This is a genomic window from Streptomyces sp. NPDC002619, assembly GCF_042889305.1.
In the GTDB taxonomy this organism is placed as follows: domain Bacteria; phylum Actinomycetota; class Actinomycetes; order Streptomycetales; family Streptomycetaceae; genus Streptomyces.
Map to the genome: position 1 here is coordinate 115,765 of NZ_JBIAQV010000005.1, position 19,235 is coordinate 134,999.

Here is a 19,235-nt window from a genome sequence, read left to right on the forward strand (position 1 = left end):
CTTGCCCCTGGGGAGCGCCGGGGGCGTTTTGGCGGGGGCCATTTGGCTGGCGTTCAGGCTTTGGGCCGGTTCGGCACGGGGGGGGCGGCGGTGCCGGGGGCCAATGGTTTCGGCCGGTTCGGCACCTCCCCCACTGCTTCAAGGGCGTGGAGGGACCCCCAGATGCGCCGTGGTGGTTGCTCGCCGTTGCGGCGAAGATGTTTTTGCCGGGATCGGCAGCCGTTGCGGCGAAGCGTCAGTGGGCCGCCGACTCCCAGTCCGGGCCCACGCCCACCGACACATCCAAGGGGGCGCTCAGGGAGACCGCGTTCGCCATTTCGCGGCGGACGATCTCCTCCGTCGCGTCGCGCTCGCCGGGGGCGATCTCCAGGACGATTTCGTCGTGGACCTGGAGGAGCATCCGGGACCTGAGGTCCGCCTCCCGCAGCGCCCGGTCGACGTTCAGCATGGCGATCTTGACGATGTCGGCCGCCGTCCCCTGGATCGGGGCGTTGAGGGCCATGCGCTCGGCCGCCTCGCGGCGCTGCCGGTTGTCGCTGTTGAGGTCGGGGAGATAGCGGCGGCGCCCGAAGAGCGTCGCGGTGTAGCCCGTCGCCCGTGCCTCGTCGACCGCCCGGCGCAGATAGTCCCGTACGCCGCCGAACCGCTCGAAGTACGTGTCCATCAGACCGCGGGCCTCGGCCGCCTCGATGTTCAGCTGCTGGGAGAGACCGAAGGCCGACAGTCCGTACGCCAGGCCGTACGACATCGCCTTGATCTTGCGGCGCATCTCCGCGTCCACGGCGGAGTGCTCGACGGAGAACACGTGTGAGGCGACCGTGTTGTGCAGGTCCTCGCCGGAGTTGAACGCCTCGATCAGGCCCTCGTCCTCGGAGAGGTGGGCCATCACGCGCAGTTCGATCTGGCTGTAGTCGGCGGTCATCAGCGACTCGAAGCCCTCGCCGACGACGAACCCGCGGCGGATCGCGCGGCCCTCGTCCGTGCGGACCGGGATGTTCTGCAGGTTCGGGTCCGTGGAGGAGAGCCGGCCGGTCGCCGCCACCGTCTGGTTGAACGTGGTGTGGATACGGCCGTCCCCGGCGACCGTCTTGATCAGGCCCTCGACCGTGACGCGCAGCTTCGCCTGCTCGCGGTGGCGGAGCATGATGACCGGCAGTTCGTTGTCGGTCTGGGTGGCGAGCCAGGCGAGAGCGTCGGCGTCGGTCGTGTAGCCCGTCTTGGTCTTCTTCGTCTTCGGCAGGGCCAGCTCGCCGAAGAGGACCTCCTGAAGCTGCTTGGGCGAGCCCAGGTTGAACTCGTGCCCGGCCGCCGCGTGCGCCTCCTTCACGGCCTGCTGCACGGCGCCCGCGAACATCTGCTCCATGGCCTCCAGGTGGGCCCGGTCGGCGGCGATGCCGTGCCGCTCCATGCGGGCCAGCAGCGCGGAGGTGGGCAGCTCCACGTCCCGCAGCAGGTCCGCGGCGCCCACTTCCGCCAGGCGGCCCTCGAAGGCCTCCCCCAGGTCGAGGATCGCCCGGGCCTGGATCATCAGGACCTCGGCCTCGGCGCCGTCGTCCGCGCCGAACGCCAGCTGTCCGTCGGCCGCCGCGGCGGGGGCCAGTTCGCGGTGCAGGTACTCCAGCGACAGGGCGTCCAGGTCGAAGGAGCGGCGGCCCGGCTTGACCAGATAGGCGGCGAGTGCCGTGTCCATGGCGACGCCCTCGATGCGCCAGCCGTGCTCGGCGAAGACCCGCATGGCGCCCTTGGCGTTGTGGAACACCTTCGGCCGGTCCACGTCGGCGAGCCACGCCGCGAACGCGTTCTCGTCGGACTCGTCCAGCTCCGACGGGTCGAACCAGGCCGCCGCCCCGTCGGACGCGGCGAGCGCGACCTCGGCGACCGAGCCGGTACCGAGCGCCCAGGTGTCGACGGTGGCGACGCCCAGCACCTCGGTGCCGTGCTCGGCGAGCCAGGCGGTCAGCTCGCCCGTGCCGAGCACGGTGCCGTCCAGCTCCACGCCGTCCGCCGCGACCGGGGTGGTCTCGGCCTCCTCGGCGCCGGGGTCGACCGCGAAGAGCCGCTCACGCAGGGACGGATTGCGGATCTCCAGGGTGTCGAGGACCATCGCGACGGTCTTGCGGTCGTACGGCGCCCGCCCCAGGTCGGCGACCGCCCTGGGCAGCTCCACCCGGCGCTCCAGCTCGGTGAGCCGGCGGTTGAGCTTGACGGCCTCCAGGTGGTCGCGGAGGTTCTGCCCGGCCTTGCCCTTGACCTCGTCGGCACGCTCGACCAGCTCCGCGAACGAACCGAACTGGTTGATCCACTTCGCGGCGGTCTTCTCACCGACACCGGGAATGCCCGGAAGATTGTCCGACGGGTCGCCGCGCAGCGCCGCGAAGTCGGGGTACTGGGCGGGCGTCAGGCCGTACTTCTCGAACACCTTCTCCGGGGTGAAGCGGGTCAGCTCGGAGACGCCCTTCGTCGGGTAGAGCACCGTGGTGTTCTCGGTGACCAGCTGGAAGGAGTCGCGGTCGCCGGTGACGATCAGCACCTCGAAGCCCTCGGCCTCGGCCTGGGTGGCGAGCGTGGCGATGATGTCGTCCGCCTCGAAGCCCTCGACGGCGAAGCGCGGGGCGTGCATCGCGTCGAGCAGCTCGCCGATCAGCTCGACCTGGCCCTTGAACTCGTCCGGGGTCTTGGAGCGGTTCGCCTTGTACTCGGTGAACTCCTCGGAGCGCCAGGTCTTGCGGGAGACGTCGAAGGCCACCGCGAAGTGCGTGGGTGCCTCGTCGCGCAGCGTGTTGGCCAGCATCGACGCGAAGCCGTAGATCGCGTTCGTCGGCTGGCCCGTCGCGGTCGTGAAGTTCTCCGCGGGCAGCGCGAAGAACGCGCGGTAGGCCAGGGAGTGCCCGTCCATGAGCATCAGCCGGGGACGGGTCCCGCCGGGGGTCTTGTCGGTCTTCTTCGCTGCTGTCTCTGCCACGTCCCCGATCCTGCCACGGACCACTGACAGCGGATGCCTCCGGCGGCTTGGCCGCTGTTTGCAGTGCGGTCGGTTCGGCACCGCCGGGCAGCGCCGTCGTGGTTGATCGCCGTTGCGGAGGAGAGATTTTCAAGGCCGAGAGCGAAGATCGACTGGCCGTCTTCGAGGGTTGTCACCTGCGCGTGCGAGGATCGGCGATGTAGTTCACACACGCCGTCGTAAGGAGAGCGGGCGATGGCCAGCAAGGCGCCCAAGGGCGATCCGGTTCAGGACGCGCCGCAGGTCGCGGAGCCGAAGCACGCTGCCGCGGGACTGCCCGCGATCGGTCACACGCTGCGCATGGCCCAGCAGCAGATGGGCGTGAAGCGGACCATGCTGACACTGCTGAGCGTCAACCAGAAGGACGGCTTCGACTGCCCGGGCTGCGCCTGGCCGGAGCCGGACCACCGGCACACGGCGGAGTTCTGCGAGAACGGCGCGAAGGCGGTGGCCGAGGAGGCCACCCTGCGTCGGGTCACCCCGGAGTTCTTCGCCGCGCACACCGTCGCCGACCTGGCGACCCGCAGCGGCTACTGGCTCGGCCAGCAGGGGCGCCTCACGCACCCCATGTACCTCCCCGAAGGGGGCGAGCACTACGAGCCGGTGAGCTGGGAGCGCGCCTTCGACATCGTCGCCGAGGAGATCGCCGCCCTCGGCTCCCCCGACGAGGCCCTCTTCTACACCTCGGGCCGCACCAGCAACGAGGCCGCGTTCCTGTACCAGCTCTTCGCGCGAGAGCTGGGCACGAACAACCTGCCCGACTGCTCCAACATGTGCCACGAGTCCTCCGGCTCGGCCCTGTCCGAGACCATCGGCGTAGGCAAGGGCAGCGTCCTGCTCGAAGACCTCTACCAGGCCGACCTGATCATCGTCGCCGGGCAGAACCCGGGCACGAACCACCCGCGGATGCTCTCCGCACTGGAGAAGGCCAAGGCGGGCGGCGCGCGGATCATCAGCGTCAACCCGCTGCCCGAGGCCGGCCTGGAGCGGTTCAAGAACCCGCAGACCGCCAAGGGCCTCGCCACGGGCAGCCGGCTCAACGATCTGTTCCTGCAGATCCGCCTCGGCGGCGACCAGGCTCTCTTCCGGCTGCTCAACAAGCTGATCCTGGAGACCGAGGGCGCCGCCGACGAGTCCTTCGTCCGCGAACACACCCACGGGTACGAGGAGTTCACCGAGGCCGCCCGCGCCGCTGACTGGGACGAGACGCTCGCCGCGACCGGCCTCACGCGTGCGGACATCGAGAAGGCACTGGACATGGTGCTCGCCTCGGAGCGCACCATCGTCTGCTGGGCGATGGGTCTGACCCAGCACAAGCACTCCGTGCCGACGATCCGCGAGATCGTCAACTTCCTGCTGCTGCGCGGCAACATCGGCCGCCCCGGCGCCGGTGTCTGCCCCGTGCGCGGTCACAGCAACGTCCAGGGCGACCGCACGATGGGCATCTTCGAGCGGCCCGCCCCGGCCTTCCTGGACGCCCTGGAGAAGGAGTTCGGCTTCGCACCGCCGCGCGAGCACGGCTACGACGTCGTACGAGCCATCCGCGCGCTGCGCGACGGCGACGCGAAGGTGTTCTTCGCGATGGGCGGCAACTTCGTCTCCGCCTCCCCGGACACAAAGGTCACCGAGGCGGCGATGCGGCGGGCCCGGCTGACCGTGCACGTGTCGACGAAGCTCAACCGCTCGCACGTGGTCACGGGCGCGCGTGCGCTGATCCTGCCGACGTTGGGCCGCACCGAGCGCGATCTGCAGGGCTCCGGCGAGCAGTTCGTGACCGTCGAGGACTCGATGGGCATGGTGCACGCCTCCCGCGGCCGGCTGGATCCGGCGAGCACGCATCTGCTGTCCGAGCCCGCCATCGTGTGCCGGCTGGCGCGGCGCGTGCTGGGCGAGGGCAGCGTGGTGCCGTGGGAGGAGTTCGAGAAGGACTACGCGACGATCCGCGACCGCATCGCGCGCGTGGTCCCCGGTTTCGAGGACTTCAACGCGCGCGTGGAGCACCCGGGCGGCTTCGCGCTGCCGCACGCCCCGCGCGACGAGCGGCGGTTCCCGACGGCCACCGGCAAGGCCAACTTCACGGCCGCGCCGATCGAGTACCCGAAGGTGCCCGAGGGGCGGCTGCTGCTGCAGACCGTGCGCTCGCACGATCAGTACAACACCACGATCTACGGCCTCGACGACCGCTACCGGGGCATCAAGCACGGCCGCCGGGTGGTGCTCGTGAACCCCGAGGACGCGCGGGAGCTGCGGCTGGCCGACGGGTCGTACGTGGACCTGGTGAGCGAGTGGCGCGACGGCGTGGAGCGGCGGGCCGCCGGGTTCCGGATCGTGCACTACCCGACCGCTCGGGGCTGCGTCGCCGCGTACTACCCCGAGACGAACGTGCTCGTACCGCTGGACGCCACCGCGGACACCAGTAACACCCCGGCCAGCAAGTCCGTCGTCGTGCGTCTGGAACAATCGGCGACCGACTGAGCGTTTGCTCAGCCGACAGACACTCGTACGCCGAACGGAGCCGGGTCCATGGGTGAGCAGCAGCATGTGAAGTTCCCGAAGGAGATCATCGACGAGTACGCGGCCCTCGGGGTCGACCTGCCCGCCCTGTTCTCCGCGGGGCACCTGGGGACCCGAATGGGCGTGCAGATCGTCGAGGCGTCGGCGGAGCGGGTCGTCGGGACGATGCCGGTGGAGGGCAACACCCAGCCGTACGGGCTGCTGCACGGAGGCGCGTCCGCCGTACTGGCGGAGACCCTGGGCTCGGTGGGCTCGATGCTGCACGGCGGGAGCTCGAAGATCGCGGTCGGCGTCGACCTCAACTGCACCCATCACCGGGGCGTGCGGTCGGGACTGGTCACCGGAGTCGCGACGCCCGTGCACCGGGGGCGGACCACCGCGACGTACGAGATCGTGATCAGCGACGAGGAGGGACGCCGCGTGTGCACCTCGCGGCTGACCTGCCTGCTGCGCGACCTGAACCCGGGCGACGCGGCACCGTCTCCGGCCACGCAGGGCTGAGCCCGGGACCCGATCCCGGCTGGGCCGTTGATCCGCGCCACCCGGCCCCTTAGCGTCGTCGCATGGGACGGCGAAGAGTCACCCGGCCGGGGGCGACGCTGCCGGCGCTCGGACTGGCGCTGCTGGCAGGCGTGTTGACGACCGGATGCGGCGGGTCCGAAGGGCTCGGCCCCGCCATCTCCGCCTCCGGCAGCGCTGTTCACCCCACGCACGGTACCCCCTCGGCGTCAGCGAACTCCGACGCCGAGCTGTGCACCAGGATCGTCACGCACTGGGCGCGGCAGGTGCTCGACAGCAGCACCTACGGCGACTACCAGTCGATGGGGCTGTCCAACGGGCAGTATGCGATCCTGCGGGAAGTCGTGGACGCGGCACGGGCCATGAAGCGGCATCAAGGTGCCGCTGCCGCCGACGAGTTGATCGACCGTCGGACGCGTGCGGCCTGCGCCGACCGGTATCGCCACGGCGCGCCGAGCGGAGGTCCCTGGCAGTGAGCGGCGTCGGTCCGGTCGAGCCCGGGGAGGGCACGCGTGCGTGGGACACCCACGACACGCATGACACCCACGGCACTTACGGCGCCCACGATGCGGACGGCAGCCGACCCCACGGGCCCCCGCGCGCACATCTCGCCGCCCTGTACGCCCGCCACCCCCGCGCCACGCTGGCCCTAGTCACCACCGCCGCCCTCCTGGCCGGCGGCGGCTACCTCTACGCCACCCGGCCGCAGCAACCTCCGCCGCCTCCCCCGCCGTATCCCGCGCAGGTCGTCGAAATGGCGTACCTGGACGCGGAGTCCACCCCGGCCGGCGCCCCGCCTCGCAGCTTCAGCTTCGCCGTGCGCATGACCGTCGAGTCCGGACCGCCGGTCACCGTGACCCGGGTGACCCAGCCGTACGCCGGACTTGCGCTGGTCTCGGCGCCGCGCACCCCTTTCCGGACAAGGGCGGGTTTTCCCCGCGAGGTCACGATCACCATGCATGTGACGGATTGCGGAAAAGTGCCAAAGGACGCCGGACTGCCTTTCCTGGAAGTAACTCTACGTAATACGCGCGCAATACAAGCCCAGAGTTTCATCCTCGGCCCACGCTACGCACGACACCTCTCCCGTGCGGTGCAGGTCGCCTGCAGCAACGATTCCCTGTAATCACCAAAACACCCGAGACGCCTGAACAGATCCGCGTGAGTCCTGCGGGTTCTCACCATGCGGACAGGGCGAATCGGACGGAATTCTGCCGTTCCCCCCACTGGGTACCGCTCTGCATTACCTCGTGTCATAACAAGAGCGTCACAGCATCGGTCAGACACTCCTCCACGTTCGCCACCCGCGCTTAGAGTCACGGCCAGTCACCGCGCCGATGGTTGTCGCTTCGGGCCCGCGTGCGACTCGGCCGCTTCCACAGGGATGCGGTTGTGCCTGGGGAAAGGACTGATCGTGCGTCAACGTTCGCTCATTGCCGTCACCGCCGCGCTGGCGGCGGGAGCACTCACCCTCACCGCCTGCGGCTCGCGCGACAGCGGCGACAAGGGCTCGGACTCCGGCAGCGGCGGCACCACCGTTGTCATCGGCGTCGACGCCCCGCTGACCGGCGACCTGTCCGCGCTCGGCCTGGGCATCAAGAACTCGGTCGACCTCGCTGCCAACACCGCCAACAAGCAGAAGTACGTCAAGGGCGTCACCTTCAAGATCGAGGCCCTCGACGACCAGGCGCAGCCGTCCTCCGGCCAGCAGAACGCCACCAAGCTCGTCGCCGACAAGTCGGTCCTCGGCGTCGTCGGCCCGCTCAACTCCTCCGTCGCCGAGTCGATGCAGAAGGTCTTCGACGACGCCAAGCTGGTCGAGGTCTCCCCGGCCAACACCAACCCGGCACTGACCCAGGGCACCAACTGGCAGACGTCGAAGGCGCGGACGTACAAGTCGTACTTCCGCACCGCGACCACGGACGCCATCCAGGGCCCGTTCGCCGCGCAGTACGTCTACAACAAGGCCAAGAAGACCAAGGTCTTCGTCATCGACGACAAGAAGACCTACGGTGCCGGCCTCGCCGCCACCTTCACCGACGAGTTCAAGAAGCTCGGCGGCAAGGTCGTCGGCACCGAGCACATCAACCCCGACACCAAGGACTTCTCCGCGGTCGCCACCAAGGTGAAGAACTCCGGTGCCGAGGTCGTCTACTACGGCGGCGAGTACCCGCAGGCCGGCCCGCTCAGCAAGCAGATCAAGGCCGCCGGCGCCAAGATCCCGCTGGTCGGCGGCGACGGCATCTACAGCGCCGACTTCATCAAGCTGGGCGGCGCCTCCGCCACCGGCGACCTCGCCACCTCGGTCGGCGCGCCGGTCGAGACGCTGCCCTCCGCCACGGAGTTCGTCGCCAACTACAAGACCGCAGGCTACAAGGAGGCCTACGAGGCGTACGGCGGTTACTCCTACGACTCGGCCTGGGCGATCATCGAGGCCGTGAAGAAGGTCGTGGACGACAACGGCGGCAAGCTGCCGTCCGACGCCCGCGACAAGGTCACCGCCGCCATGCAGAACGTCTCCTTCGACGGTGTGACCGGCAAGGTCTCCTTCGACGAGTTCGGTGACGCCACCAACAAGCAGCTCACGGTGTACTCCGTCACCAGCGGCGCCTGGAAGGCCGTGGAGTCCGGCACCTTCAGCGGCAGCTGACCCACACCCGCACCCTCGAGCCGCGCGGGGCGCTGTTCCACTGGCGCCCCGCGCGGACTCACATCCGGCCACATTCGTCGAACATCCGAAGTCTCGGAGGACATGCGGTGAACGAACTGCCGCAGCAGCTGGTCAACGGCCTGCTACTAGGATCCATGTACGGGCTGGTCGCCATCGGCTACACGATGGTCTATGGCATTGTCCAGCTCATCAACTTCGCCCACGGCGAGATCTTCATGACGGGAGCGTTCGGCGCTCTCACGGTCTACGCGTACATCCTTCCCGACGGCACCTCCATGTGGGTGGCCCTGCCACTGATGCTGGTCGGCGCCATCCTCGTCGCCGTCACCGTCGCCGTCGGAGCGGAACGGTTCGCCTACCGCCCCCTGCGCACCGCGCCGCGCCTCGCGCCCCTCATCACCGCCATCGGCCTCTCCCTCGCGCTGCAGCAGGCCGTGTGGGCCTGGTACCCCGAGGCGAAGTCCGCCCGCACCTTCCCGAGCATCCCCGGCGGCCCCTTCGAGATCGGCAACGTCACCATCCAGACCGGCGACATCTTCCTGCTCGTCGCCGCCCCCGTCAGCATGGCGTTCCTCGCCTACTTCGTGATGCGCACCCGCACCGGCCGCGGCATGCAGGCCACCGCCCAGGACCCGGACACCGCGAAACTGATGGGCGTCAACACCGACCGCATCATCGTCATCGCGTTCGCCCTCGGCGCCACCTTCGCCGCCGTCGGCTCCGTCGCCTACGGCCTCAAGTACGGTCAGATCGACTTCCGCATGGGCTTCATCCTCGGCCTCAAGGCCTTCACCGCGGCCGTCCTCGGCGGCATCGGCAACATCTACGGCGCCATGCTCGGCGGCCTCGTCCTCGGCGTCGCCGAGGCCCTGTCCACCGCCTACATCGCGGACATCCCGGGCATGGACAAGTTCGGCAGCCAGTCCTGGGCAGACGTCTGGGCCTTCGTACTCCTCATCCTCGTACTGCTGTTCAGGCCACAAGGCCTGCTCGGCGAGCGCGTCGCGGACAGGGCGTGACACCGATGACCACACAGACCACCGCACCCGAATCCCCGAGCACCCCCTCGGCCGCCCCCACCGGACTCATCGGCCTGCCGCCGCAGCTCGGCCGGGCGCTCGCCACCGCCGGCGGCGCCCTCACCATCGTCTCCACCTTCCTCGCCTGGACCTGGACCCCCGACTTCCCCGGCGACCTCACCGTCTACGGCTACCCGGGCGGCCTCCAGGTGCTCGTCCTCATCGGCGGCGTCCTCACCACCCTCTTCGGCCTCGCCTCGTACGGCGTCAAGGGCCTCGGCTGGCTGACCCCCGCGAGCGCCGACAGCGCCCTCAAGCTGTCCGCGCTCGGCGCCTTCGCCACCGCCTGGTACACCGTCATCGCCATCAGCGCCAAGCTCGGCGGCGTCGTCAACCTCGAGCCCGGCGGCTTCATCGTCGCCGCCGCCACCCTCGCCGCCCTCCTCGGCGCGCTCTCCCTCCCGTTCGAACGCCCGGCCCCCGACCTGGCCGACCCCGACGACACCGGCTGGGAACTCTTCAAGCACAACAGCCGCCAGAACTGGAACAACTTCAAGGCCGCCTTCGCCTCCGAGACCCCGGCACCCGCGCGCCAACTGGCCGCCTACGCCGAGATCCTCGTCATCGTCGCCGCCATGGCCCTCGGCCTCATCGTCTTCACCTACGGCATCGGCACCCAGTACGACCAGCTCTTCGTCGGCTTCCTCATCACCGCCGGCTTCAGCTTCGCCGCCATCGGCAAGGCCGGGCTCGTGGCCCGCGTCTCGGCGATCACCGCGCGACACCGCACCATCACCATGACCGGCGCGTTCCTCGCCGCCGCCGCCTTCCCCTTCACCCAGTCCGACGACCAGTACGCGACCATCGGCGTCTACATCCTGATCTTCGCCACCGTCGCCCTCGGCCTCAACATCGTCGTCGGTCTCGCCGGCCTCCTCGACCTCGGATACGTCGCCTTCCTCGGCGTCGGCGCCTACACCTCGGCGCTCGTCTCGGGCTCACCCTCCTCGCCCCTGCACGTCAACTGGCCGTTCTGGGCCTCGGCACTGCTCGGCGCAGCCGTCGCCATGGTCTTCGGCGTCCTCATCGGCGCCCCCACCCTGCGCCTGCGCGGCGACTACCTCGCCATCGTCACCCTCGGCTTCGGTGAGATCTTCCGCATCACCGTCCTCAACATGGACGGCACGTCCGGCCCCGACGTCACCAACGGCTCCAACGGCATCTCCTCGATCCCGAACCTCGACATCCTCGGCTTCGACTTCGGCGCCGAGCACACCATCCTCGGCGCCACCGTCGGCCGGTTCGCGAACTACTTCCTGCTGATGCTGCTCATCACCCTCATCGTGGTCGTCGTATTCCGCCGCAGCAGCGACTCCCGCATCGGCCGCGCCTGGATCGCCATCCGCGAAGACGAAACCGCCGCCCTCGCCATGGGCATCAACGGCTTCCGCGTCAAGCTCATCGCCTTCGCCCTCGGCGCCTGCCTCGCCGGCCTCGCCGGCTCCGTCCAGGCCCACGTCACCTACACCGTGACCCCCGAGCAGTACCAGTTCGCCCACGTCGTACCGCCCAACTCGGCCTTCCTCCTCGCCGCAGTCGTCCTCGGCGGCATGGGCACCATCTCCGGACCGCTCGTCGGCGCCGCGCTGCTGTACCTGATCCCCGCCAAGCTCCAGTTCCTGGGCGACTACCAGCTCTTCGCCTTCGGCGTCGCACTCGTCCTGCTGATGCGCTTCCGCCCCGAAGGCCTCATCCCCAACCGGCGCCGCCAGCTCGAATTCCACGAAGAAGCCGAAGCGCCCGCCGTCCTCACCAAGGCAGGGGCCTGACCACCATGACCACCGACACCACCACCAAGGTCGCCCCCACAGGCGAAACGGTCCTCGACGCCCGCGGCGTCACCATGCGCTTCGGCGGCCTCACCGCCGTACGCAACGTCGACCTCACCGTCAACAGCGGCGAGATCGTCGGCCTCATCGGCCCCAACGGCGCCGGCAAAACCACCTTCTTCAACTGCCTCACCGGGCTCTACATCCCCACCGAGGGCGAGGTCCGCTTCAAGGGCAACCTCCTGCCGCCCAAGTCCTTCAAGGTCACCGCCGCCGGCATCGCCCGTACGTTCCAGAACATCCGCCTGTTCGCCAACATGACGGTCCTGGAGAACGTGCTGGTCGGCCGCCACACGCGGACGAAGGAAGGCCTCTGGTCCGCCCTCCTGCGCGGCCCCGGCTTCCACCGCGCCGAAGCCGCCTCCCGCGAACGCGCCATGGAACTCCTCGAGTTCGTCGGCCTGGAGAAAAAGGCCGAACACCTGGCCCGCAACCTCCCCTACGGCGAACAGCGCAAGCTGGAGATCGCCCGCGCGCTGGCCAGCGAGCCGGGCCTGCTCCTGCTCGACGAGCCCACCGCCGGCATGAACCCGCAGGAAACCCGCGCCACCGAAGAACTCGTCTTCGCCATCCGCGACAAGGGCATCGCCGTCCTCGTCATCGAGCACGACATGCGCTTCATCTTCAACCTCTGCGACCGCGTCGCCGTCCTCGTCCAGGGCGAGAAGCTCGTCGAGGGCGACAGCGCCACCGTGCAGGGCGACGAGCGGGTCATCGCCGCTTATCTGGGCGAGCCCTTCGAGAACGCTCCCGGCGACGAGGAGGTCGCCGAGGTCGAGGCCGCCGAGGCACACGCCGAGACCACCACGGACGCCGCGCCCGGCAAGGAGAACGACCGATGACCGCACTACTCGAAGTGGAGGACCTCCGCGTCGCCTACGGCAAGATCGAAGCCGTCAAGGGCATCTCCTTCAAGGTCGACGCCGGTGAGGTCGTCACCCTGATCGGCACGAATGGCGCGGGCAAGACAACCACGCTGCGCACGCTGTCCGGACTGCTCAAGCCGGTCGGCGGGCAGATCAGGTTCAACGGCAAGTCACTGAAGAAGGTCCCCGCCCACCAGATCGTCTCACTCGGCCTCGCCCACTCCCCCGAGGGGCGGCACATCTTCCCCCGCATGACCATCGAGGACAACCTGCGCCTCGGCGCGTTCCTGCGCAACGACAAGCCCGGCATCGAGAAGGACATCCAGCGCGCCTACGACCTCTTCCCCATCCTCGGGGAGCGCAGGAAGCAGGCCGCGGGCACCCTCTCCGGCGGCGAGCAGCAGATGCTGGCCATGGGCCGCGCGCTCATGTCCCAGCCGAAACTGCTCATGCTCGACGAGCCCTCCATGGGCCTGTCCCCGATCATGATGCAGAAGATCATGGCGACGATCGCCGAGCTCAAGTCCCAGGGCACGACCATCCTCCTGGTCGAACAGAACGCCCAGGCCGCGCTCTCCCTGGCCGACCACGGCCACGTCATGGAAGTCGGCAACATCGTGCTGTCCGGCACCGGCCAGGACCTGCTGCACGACGAATCCGTACGCAAGGCGTACCTCGGCGAGGACTGAGTTCACTCCGATGCACGAAGAGGCCCGCGCCCCCTGTCGGGGACGCGGGCCTCTTCCGCTGTACTGGGGAGAACTAGCCCTTCGCGGACTTCTTCTCCTCGGCGTCCTGAATGACCGCCTCGGCGACCTGCTGCATGGACATACGACGGTCCATGGAGGTCTTCTGAATCCACCGAAACGCGGCGGGCTCGGTCAGCCCGTACTCCGTCTGCAGCACCGACTTCGCACGGTCGACCAGCTTCCGCGTCTCCAGGCGCTGCGTGAGATCCACGATCTCCTTCTCCAGCGCCTTCAACTCCGTGAACCGCGACACGGCCATCTCGATCGCCGGTACGACGTCACTCTTGGTGAACGGCTTCACCAGGTACGCCATGGCGCCGGCGTCACGGGCACGCTCGACGAGGTCGCGCTGCGAGAAGGCGGTCAGCATGAGAACCGGGGCGATGGACTCCTCGGCGATCTTCTCTGCCGCGGAGATGCCGTCGAGCTTGGGCATCTTCACGTCCAGGATCACCAGGTCCGGCCGGTGCTCGCGGGCGAGCTCGACGGCCTGCTCACCGTCACCGGCCTCGCCGACTACGGAGTACCCCTCCTCCTCCAGCATCTCTTTCAGGTCGAGCCGGATCAGCGCCTCGTCCTCGGCGATGACGACACGGGTCGTCAGCGGAGGCACGTGCGACTTGTCGTCGTCAGGCACGTCTACGGGCTGGGGCGACTCGGGGGTCACGGGGGCTCCTTGTACGGGCCGGGGAGGTTCTGCTGCCTCTGAGCCTACCTAGCTGAACCCGATGGGGGTGACCGGGTACACTCCCAGCAGTGCTGATGCCGGGTTGGCGGAACAGGCAGACGCAGATGTCTCAAACACATCTGTCCGAGAGGACGTGCGGGTTCGAGTCCCGCACCCGGCACTCTCCGAAGCGGAGGATCACGTTCGCGTGATCCTCCGCTTTTTGCTGCGTGTCGTCACGATCAGTGACACAGAGTTGCCGCATGAACTTTCATGGCACTGAAGTGCGACAGAAAGCTGTCACGCTGCTGCGCAACGGCGCGAAGAACGCGGAAGTGGCCCGGAAACTCAACGTCCCGCTGGGCACCATCGGCTACTGGAAGCATCTGGACCGGGCAAAGCGCGGCGAGTGTCCCGGACGGCACAGTCCGCCATGCCCACGATGCGACGGACGGGAACTCGATGAGTCGCGATACAGCTATCTACTCGGCCTCTACCTCGGCGACGGCCATATCAGCCACTACTCCGAGCACCGAGTACCCAACCTCATGATCACCTGCACCGAGTCATGGCCCGGCCTCATGGACGAATGCGAAGCGGCCATGCGTACCGTGTTCCCCGGCAACTCCGTCTGCCGCGTCCGCAGGATCGGCTGCAGCAACGTGAAGGTGTACTCGAAGCACCTGCATTGCCTCTTTCCACAACACGGCCCTGGCAAGAAGCACGAGCGACCGATCATGCTCAAACCCTGGCAGCAGGAGATCGTCGACGCCCGCCCCTGGGACTTCATCCGCGGCCTCATCCACTCCGATGGCTGCCGCATCACCAACTGGACAGAGAAGCTGATCGGCAGCGAGCGCAAGCGCTACGAGTACGCCCGCTACTTCTTCTCCAACAAGTCGGACGACATCCGGCGGCTCTTCACCGACACCCTCGACAAAGTCGGCGTCGAATGGACCACCCTCGCCCGCGGCAGCGACCCCTTCAACATCTCCATCGCCCGCAAAGCCTCCACAACCCTCATGGACACCCACGTAGGCCCGAAGTACTGAAGCCCTACTTGGGACTGTCGTCCTCCCCGATGTGGTGTACCCGCACCAGGTTCGTCGAGCCGGAGACGCCGGGAGGCGAACCCGCCGTGATCACCACGACGTCGCCCTTCTCGCAGCGGCCGTACTTGAGGAGCAGTTCGTCGACCTGGTCGACCATCGCGTCCGTGGACTCGACGTGCGGACCGAGGAACGTCTCCGCGCCCCAGGTGAGGCTGAGCTGGGAGCGGGTCGCCTGTTCCGGGGTGAAGGCCAGGAGGGGGATCGGGGAGCGGTAGCGGGAGAGCCGGCGGGCGGTGTCGCCCGACTGGGTGAAGGCGACCAGGAACTTGGCGCCGAGGAAGTCGCCCATCTCGGCCGCCGCGCGGGCGACTGCACCGCCCTGGGTGCGGGGCTTGTTCGACTCGGTGAGTGGCGGGAGGCCCTTGGCGAGGATGTCCTCTTCGGCGGCCTCGACGATGCGGGCCATGGTGCGGACCGTCTCGACGGGGTGTTTGCCGACGCTGGTCTCGCCGGAGAGCATGACCGCGTCGGTGCCGTCGATGACGGCGTTGGCGACGTCGCTGGCTTCGGCCCTGGTGGGGCGGGCGTTGTCGATCATCGAGTCGAGCATCTGGGTGGCGACGATGACGGGTTTGGCGTTGCGCTTGGCGAGTTTGATGGCCCGCTTCTGGACGATGGGGACCTGTTCCAGGGGCATTTCGACGCCGAGGTCGCCGCGGGCGACCATGATGCCGTCGAAGGATGCCACGATGTCGTCGATGTTTTCGACGGCCTGGGGCTTCTCGACCTTGGCGATGACGGGGAGGCGGCGGTGTTCCTCGTCCATGATGCGGTGGACGTCGACGATGTCCTTGCCGGTGCGGACGAAGGAGAGCGCGAGGACGTCGAAGCCGGTGCGCAGGGCCCAGCGGAGGTCGGCCTCGTCCTTGTCGGAGAGGGCGGGTACGGAGACGGCGACGCCGGGCAGGTTGAGGCCCTTGTGGTCGGAGATCATTCCGCCTTCGACGACGGTGGTGTGGACGCGGGGGCCGTCGACGGCGGTGACTTCGAGGCAGACTTTGCCGTCGTCGACGAGGATGCGTTCGCCTGTGGTGACGTCGGTGGCGAGGCCGGAGTATGTGGTTCCGCACTGGTGGCGGTCGCCTTCGGCGTCTTCCTCCACGGTGATGGTGAAGGTGTCGCCGCGTTCAAGGAGTACGGGGCCTTCGGTGAATCGTCCGAGTCGGATCTTCGGGCCTTGAAGGTCGGCGAGCAGGCCCACGCTGCGGCCGGTCTCGTCGGCGGCCTTTCGCACGTGCCGGTAGCGCTCCTCGTGTTCGGCGTAGGTGCCGTGGCTGAGGTTGAATCGGGCTACGTCCATTCCGGCCTCGACCAGTGCTTTGATCTGGTCGTACGAGTCGGTGGCGGGCCCCAATGTACAGACGATCTTTGCTCGGCGCATGACTCGAGCCTATGGCTTACCAGTGGGTAGAGAATTGGCCGGACGTGACTACTCAACAACCTTTGCGTGAAGCGTCATTGACAAGTGTTGAATTGTGCGGCGGCCCGCTCCTATGAGCATTTCGAATTTCCGTCGGTTGCCCGCCGCGTCACAGTCGCGGTGGTGTCATCGTAAATCGGGCGTTGACCTGGGCGTGGACGTGTTGGCGTTGGGGTTCCAGGTCCAGTGGGGGCGGGGTTTCGTCGTCGAGGGCGGCGCCGAAGGCCATGGAGCGGGTGAGGCCGGCGGCGCGGGGGTACGGCTCGAAGCTGTCGGTGCCTGTGTCGGCGATCTCGACGAGGGCGGTGAGGGTGGTGTCGAGGGCCTCGGCGTATTCGCGGGCGCGCTGGATCGCCTCGTGCACCGCTTGCTGGCGGGCTTGGCGGTGGACGGGTGAGTCGGGGCGCAGGGCCCACCAGGGGCCGTCGACGCGGGTGAGTTCGAGGTCGGTGGCCTTGGTCGCGAGTTCGCCGAGGGCGGTGAAGTCGGTGAGGTCGGCGATGATGTGGACTCGGCCGTTGTAGCTGCGGACGCGTTCGCCGCGGCCGTGGGGGGAGAGTTCGGGGGTGATGGAGAAGAAGCCGGTCTCGACGCGTTCCACGGCGTCGCCGTAGGACTTGACGAGTTCGAGGAGTTCGGCGTTGCGGCGGGTCAGGTCGTCGAGTGCGGAACGGCGGTCGCGTCCGCGGGCGTTGACGGTGATGCCGATGCGGGCGGTCTCGGGTTCGACCTCGAGATGGGCCTCGCCGCGGACTGCGACGTGGGGCACCTCGGGCGTGGGGGAGGGCGACGGGGTGGCCATACGTCCCACTGTGCCATGGCTTTTCCGTTTGAACCTGTCGAGTTGACCCGTTAGGTCACCGGATCGAAACCTCCTGGACCTGTTGCTGTAAGTCATGCCCAGGTCACAATCTACGCGCGTCGTTGACCGTTCCCCGAGGAGATCCAGACATGCCGTTGAACCGTCGGAAGTTCCTGAAGAAGTCCGCCGTCACCGGGGCGGGGGTCGCGCTGGCCACCCAGGCGGTGGCTCCGGCGGCGCACGCCACGACGGCGTCGCCGGCCTCCGCGAAGCAGTCGAAGAGGTACTCGCTGACCGTCATGGGCACGACGGACCTGCACGGGAACGTCTTCAACTGGGACTACTTCAAGAACGCGGACTACTCCGACAAGGCCGGCAACGCGGTCGGCCTGGCCCGTATCTCGACCCTGGTGAACGAGGTGCGTGAGGCGAAGGGCCGCTGCAACACCCTGCTGATCGACGCGGGCGACACGATCCAGGGCACCCCGCTGACGTACTACTACGCGAAGGTCGACCCGATCACCGCCAAGGGCGGCCCGGTGCACCCGATGGCGCTGGCGATGAACGCGATCGGGTACGACGCGGCGGCGCTCGGCAACCATGAGTTCAACTACGGCATCGAGACGCTGCGCAAGTTCGAGGACCAACTGGACTTTCCGCTGCTGGGCGCCAACGCGGTGGACGCGAAGTCGCTGCGGCCCGCGTTCCCGCCGTACTTCATCAAGGAGTTCCGCGTTCCGGGCGCCCGGCCGGTGAAGGTCGCCGTCCTCGGGCTGACGAACCCGGGTATCGCGATCTGGGACAAGGCATATGTGCAGGGCAAACTGGCGTTCCCGGGTCTGGAGGAGCAGGCCGCGAAGTGGGTGCCGAAGCTGAAGTCGCTGGGCGCGGACGTCGTGATCGTGTCGGCGCACTCGGGCGCGTCGGGCACGTCTTCGTACGGTGACCAGCTGCCGTATGTGGAGAACGCGGCTGCCAACGTGGCCCGGCAGGTGCCGGGCATCGACGCGATCCTGGTCGGGCACGCGCATGTGGAGATCCCGGAGCAGAAGGTCGTCAACGAGCAGACCGGGAAGTCGGTCGTGCTGTCGGAGCCGCTGATGTGGGGTGAGCGCCTCACGGTGTTCGACGTCGAGCTGGTGTTCAGCAAGGGCCGCTGGGAGGTCGAGTCGGTGGCGGCGTCGCTGCTGAACTCGAACTCGGTCGCCGCGGACCCGAAGATCACCAAGCTGCTGACGGACGAGCACGAGAAGGTCGTCGAGTACGTCAACCAGGTCGTCGGCACCGCGACGGTGACGCTGACCACGGTGGACGCCCGCTACAAGGACGCGCCGATCATCGACCTGATCAACAAGGTCCAGGAGGACGTGGTCAAGGCGGCGCTGGCGGGCACGCAGTATGCCTCGCTGCCGGTGATCTCGCAGGCCTCGCCGTTCTCGCGCACCTCGCAGATCCCGGCCGGAAATGTGACGATCCGGGATCTGTCGAGCCTGTATGTGTACGACAACACGCTGGTCGCGAAGCTGCTGACGGGTGCTCAGGTGCGGGCGTACCTGGAGTACTCGGCGGCGTACTACGTCCAGACGGCCGCGGACGCGGTGGTGGACGTGGACAAGCTGACGAACGCGAACGGCCGTCCGGACTACAACTACGACTATGTGTCGGGCGTCCAGTACGACATCGACGTGGCGCAGCCGGCGGGTTCGCGGATCAAGAACCTCACGTTCAACGGTGCGGCGCTGGACGACGCGCAGCAGTTCGTGTTCGCGGTGAACAACTACCGGGCGAACGGTGGCGGCGCGTTCCCGCACGTGGCTTCGGCGCAGGAGCTGTGGTCGGAGTCGACGGAGATCCGGACGCGGATCGCGGAGTGGGCGACGGCGAAGGGTGTCCTGGACCCGAAGGACTTCGCGTCGGTGGACTGGAAGCTGACGCGCGACGGCACGCCTGTGTTCTAGAACCCTGTCAGTCCGACGGCGCCGGCGATGACTTTCGCCGGCGCCGTC

The 19,235-nt window shown here is 68.3% G+C and carries 15 protein-coding genes and 1 tRNA gene; 12 read left to right on the top strand and 4 right to left on the bottom strand.

The window, feature by feature from the left end:
* Positions 1-235 precede the first annotated feature (235 nt).
* Entirely contained in the window at positions 236-2,962 is a 2,727-nt protein-coding gene (polA, locus tag ACFYXB_RS11605; protein WP_389580482.1) for a DNA polymerase I, read from the bottom strand.
* 234 nt (positions 2,963-3,196) lie between these two features.
* On the opposite strand from polA, the gene ACFYXB_RS11610 reads away from it, so the two are divergent.
* The 9 genes from ACFYXB_RS11610 to ACFYXB_RS11650 all read left to right on the top strand — a co-directional run bounded on the left by ACFYXB_RS11610 (position 3,197) and on the right by ACFYXB_RS11650 (position 13,168).
* Positions 3,197-5,476 (top strand): FdhF/YdeP family oxidoreductase, encoded by a 2,280-nt coding sequence (locus tag ACFYXB_RS11610; RefSeq protein WP_389580485.1) that lies wholly within the window; start codon positions 3,197-3,199, stop codon positions 5,474-5,476.
* A 48-nt stretch (positions 5,477-5,524) separates the two neighbouring features.
* Entirely contained in the window at positions 5,525-6,016 is a 492-nt protein-coding gene (locus tag ACFYXB_RS11615; protein ID WP_351347041.1) for a hotdog fold thioesterase, read from the top strand.
* A 62-nt stretch (positions 6,017-6,078) separates the two neighbouring features.
* On the top strand, positions 6,079-6,510 hold the full coding sequence (locus ACFYXB_RS11620; RefSeq protein ID WP_389580488.1) for a hypothetical protein: 432 nt from the start codon (positions 6,079-6,081) through the stop codon (positions 6,508-6,510).
* Entirely contained in the window at positions 6,507-7,160 is a 654-nt protein-coding gene (locus ACFYXB_RS11625) for a Tat pathway signal sequence domain protein (protein ID WP_389580490.1), read from the top strand. Before ACFYXB_RS11620 ends, ACFYXB_RS11625 begins: the two co-directional genes overlap by 4 nt.
* 288 nt (positions 7,161-7,448) lie before the next feature.
* Positions 7,449-8,684 carry a branched-chain amino acid ABC transporter substrate-binding protein gene (locus ACFYXB_RS11630; RefSeq protein ID WP_388496720.1) on the top strand — a complete coding sequence of 412 codons (1,236 nt, stop codon included), beginning with the start codon at positions 7,449-7,451 and terminating at the stop codon, positions 8,682-8,684.
* A 107-nt stretch (positions 8,685-8,791) separates the two neighbouring features.
* Positions 8,792-9,724: a branched-chain amino acid ABC transporter permease gene (locus ACFYXB_RS11635; protein ID WP_351347048.1), complete on the top strand. Its 933-nt coding sequence runs from the start codon at positions 8,792-8,794 to the stop codon at positions 9,722-9,724.
* 5 nt (positions 9,725-9,729) lie between these two features.
* A complete protein-coding gene (locus ACFYXB_RS11640) occupies positions 9,730-11,553 on the top strand; it encodes a branched-chain amino acid ABC transporter permease (protein ID WP_389580493.1) in 1,824 nt (607 codons plus the stop codon).
* A 5-nt stretch (positions 11,554-11,558) separates the two neighbouring features.
* Positions 11,559-12,455: an ABC transporter ATP-binding protein gene (locus ACFYXB_RS11645; protein ID WP_351347052.1), complete on the top strand. Its 897-nt coding sequence runs from the start codon at positions 11,559-11,561 to the stop codon at positions 12,453-12,455.
* Complete coding sequence (locus ACFYXB_RS11650) at positions 12,452-13,168, top strand: ABC transporter ATP-binding protein (RefSeq protein WP_389580496.1); 717 nt, start codon at positions 12,452-12,454, stop codon at positions 13,166-13,168. Before ACFYXB_RS11645 ends, ACFYXB_RS11650 begins: the two co-directional genes overlap by 4 nt.
* Positions 13,169-13,241: 73 nt before the next feature.
* Here the strand turns inward: ACFYXB_RS11650 and ACFYXB_RS11655 are convergent, their stop codons facing one another.
* Positions 13,242-13,895 (bottom strand): ANTAR domain-containing response regulator, encoded by a 654-nt coding sequence (locus tag ACFYXB_RS11655; protein ID WP_389580499.1) that lies wholly within the window; start codon positions 13,893-13,895, stop codon positions 13,242-13,244.
* Between the two features lie 97 nt (positions 13,896-13,992).
* Between ACFYXB_RS11655 and ACFYXB_RS11660 the strand changes: the two genes are divergently transcribed.
* Positions 13,993-14,076: transfer RNA gene (locus ACFYXB_RS11660), tRNA-Leu, on the top strand.
* Between the two features lie 82 nt (positions 14,077-14,158).
* Positions 14,159-14,947 (top strand): helix-turn-helix domain-containing protein, encoded by a 789-nt coding sequence (locus ACFYXB_RS11665; RefSeq protein ID WP_389580501.1) that lies wholly within the window; start codon positions 14,159-14,161, stop codon positions 14,945-14,947.
* Between the two features lie 4 nt (positions 14,948-14,951).
* Here the strand turns inward: ACFYXB_RS11665 and pyk are convergent, their stop codons facing one another.
* Both pyk and ACFYXB_RS11675 read right to left on the bottom strand, forming a co-directional pair.
* Positions 14,952-16,388 carry a pyruvate kinase gene (gene pyk / locus ACFYXB_RS11670; protein ID WP_351351224.1) on the bottom strand — a complete coding sequence of 479 codons (1,437 nt, stop codon included), beginning with the start codon at positions 16,386-16,388 and terminating at the stop codon, positions 14,952-14,954.
* Positions 16,389-16,536: 148 nt separating this feature from the next.
* Positions 16,537-17,229, bottom strand: coding sequence for an SIMPL domain-containing protein (locus tag ACFYXB_RS11675; protein WP_389580504.1), 693 nt, complete (start codon positions 17,227-17,229; stop codon positions 16,537-16,539).
* Positions 17,230-17,378: 149 nt separating this feature from the next.
* Here ACFYXB_RS11675 and ACFYXB_RS11680 point away from each other — a divergent pair, with 149 nt between their 5' ends.
* Positions 17,379-19,187: a bifunctional metallophosphatase/5'-nucleotidase gene (locus ACFYXB_RS11680; protein ID WP_389580506.1), complete on the top strand. Its 1,809-nt coding sequence runs from the start codon at positions 17,379-17,381 to the stop codon at positions 19,185-19,187.
* Positions 19,188-19,235: the final 48 nt, after the last annotated feature.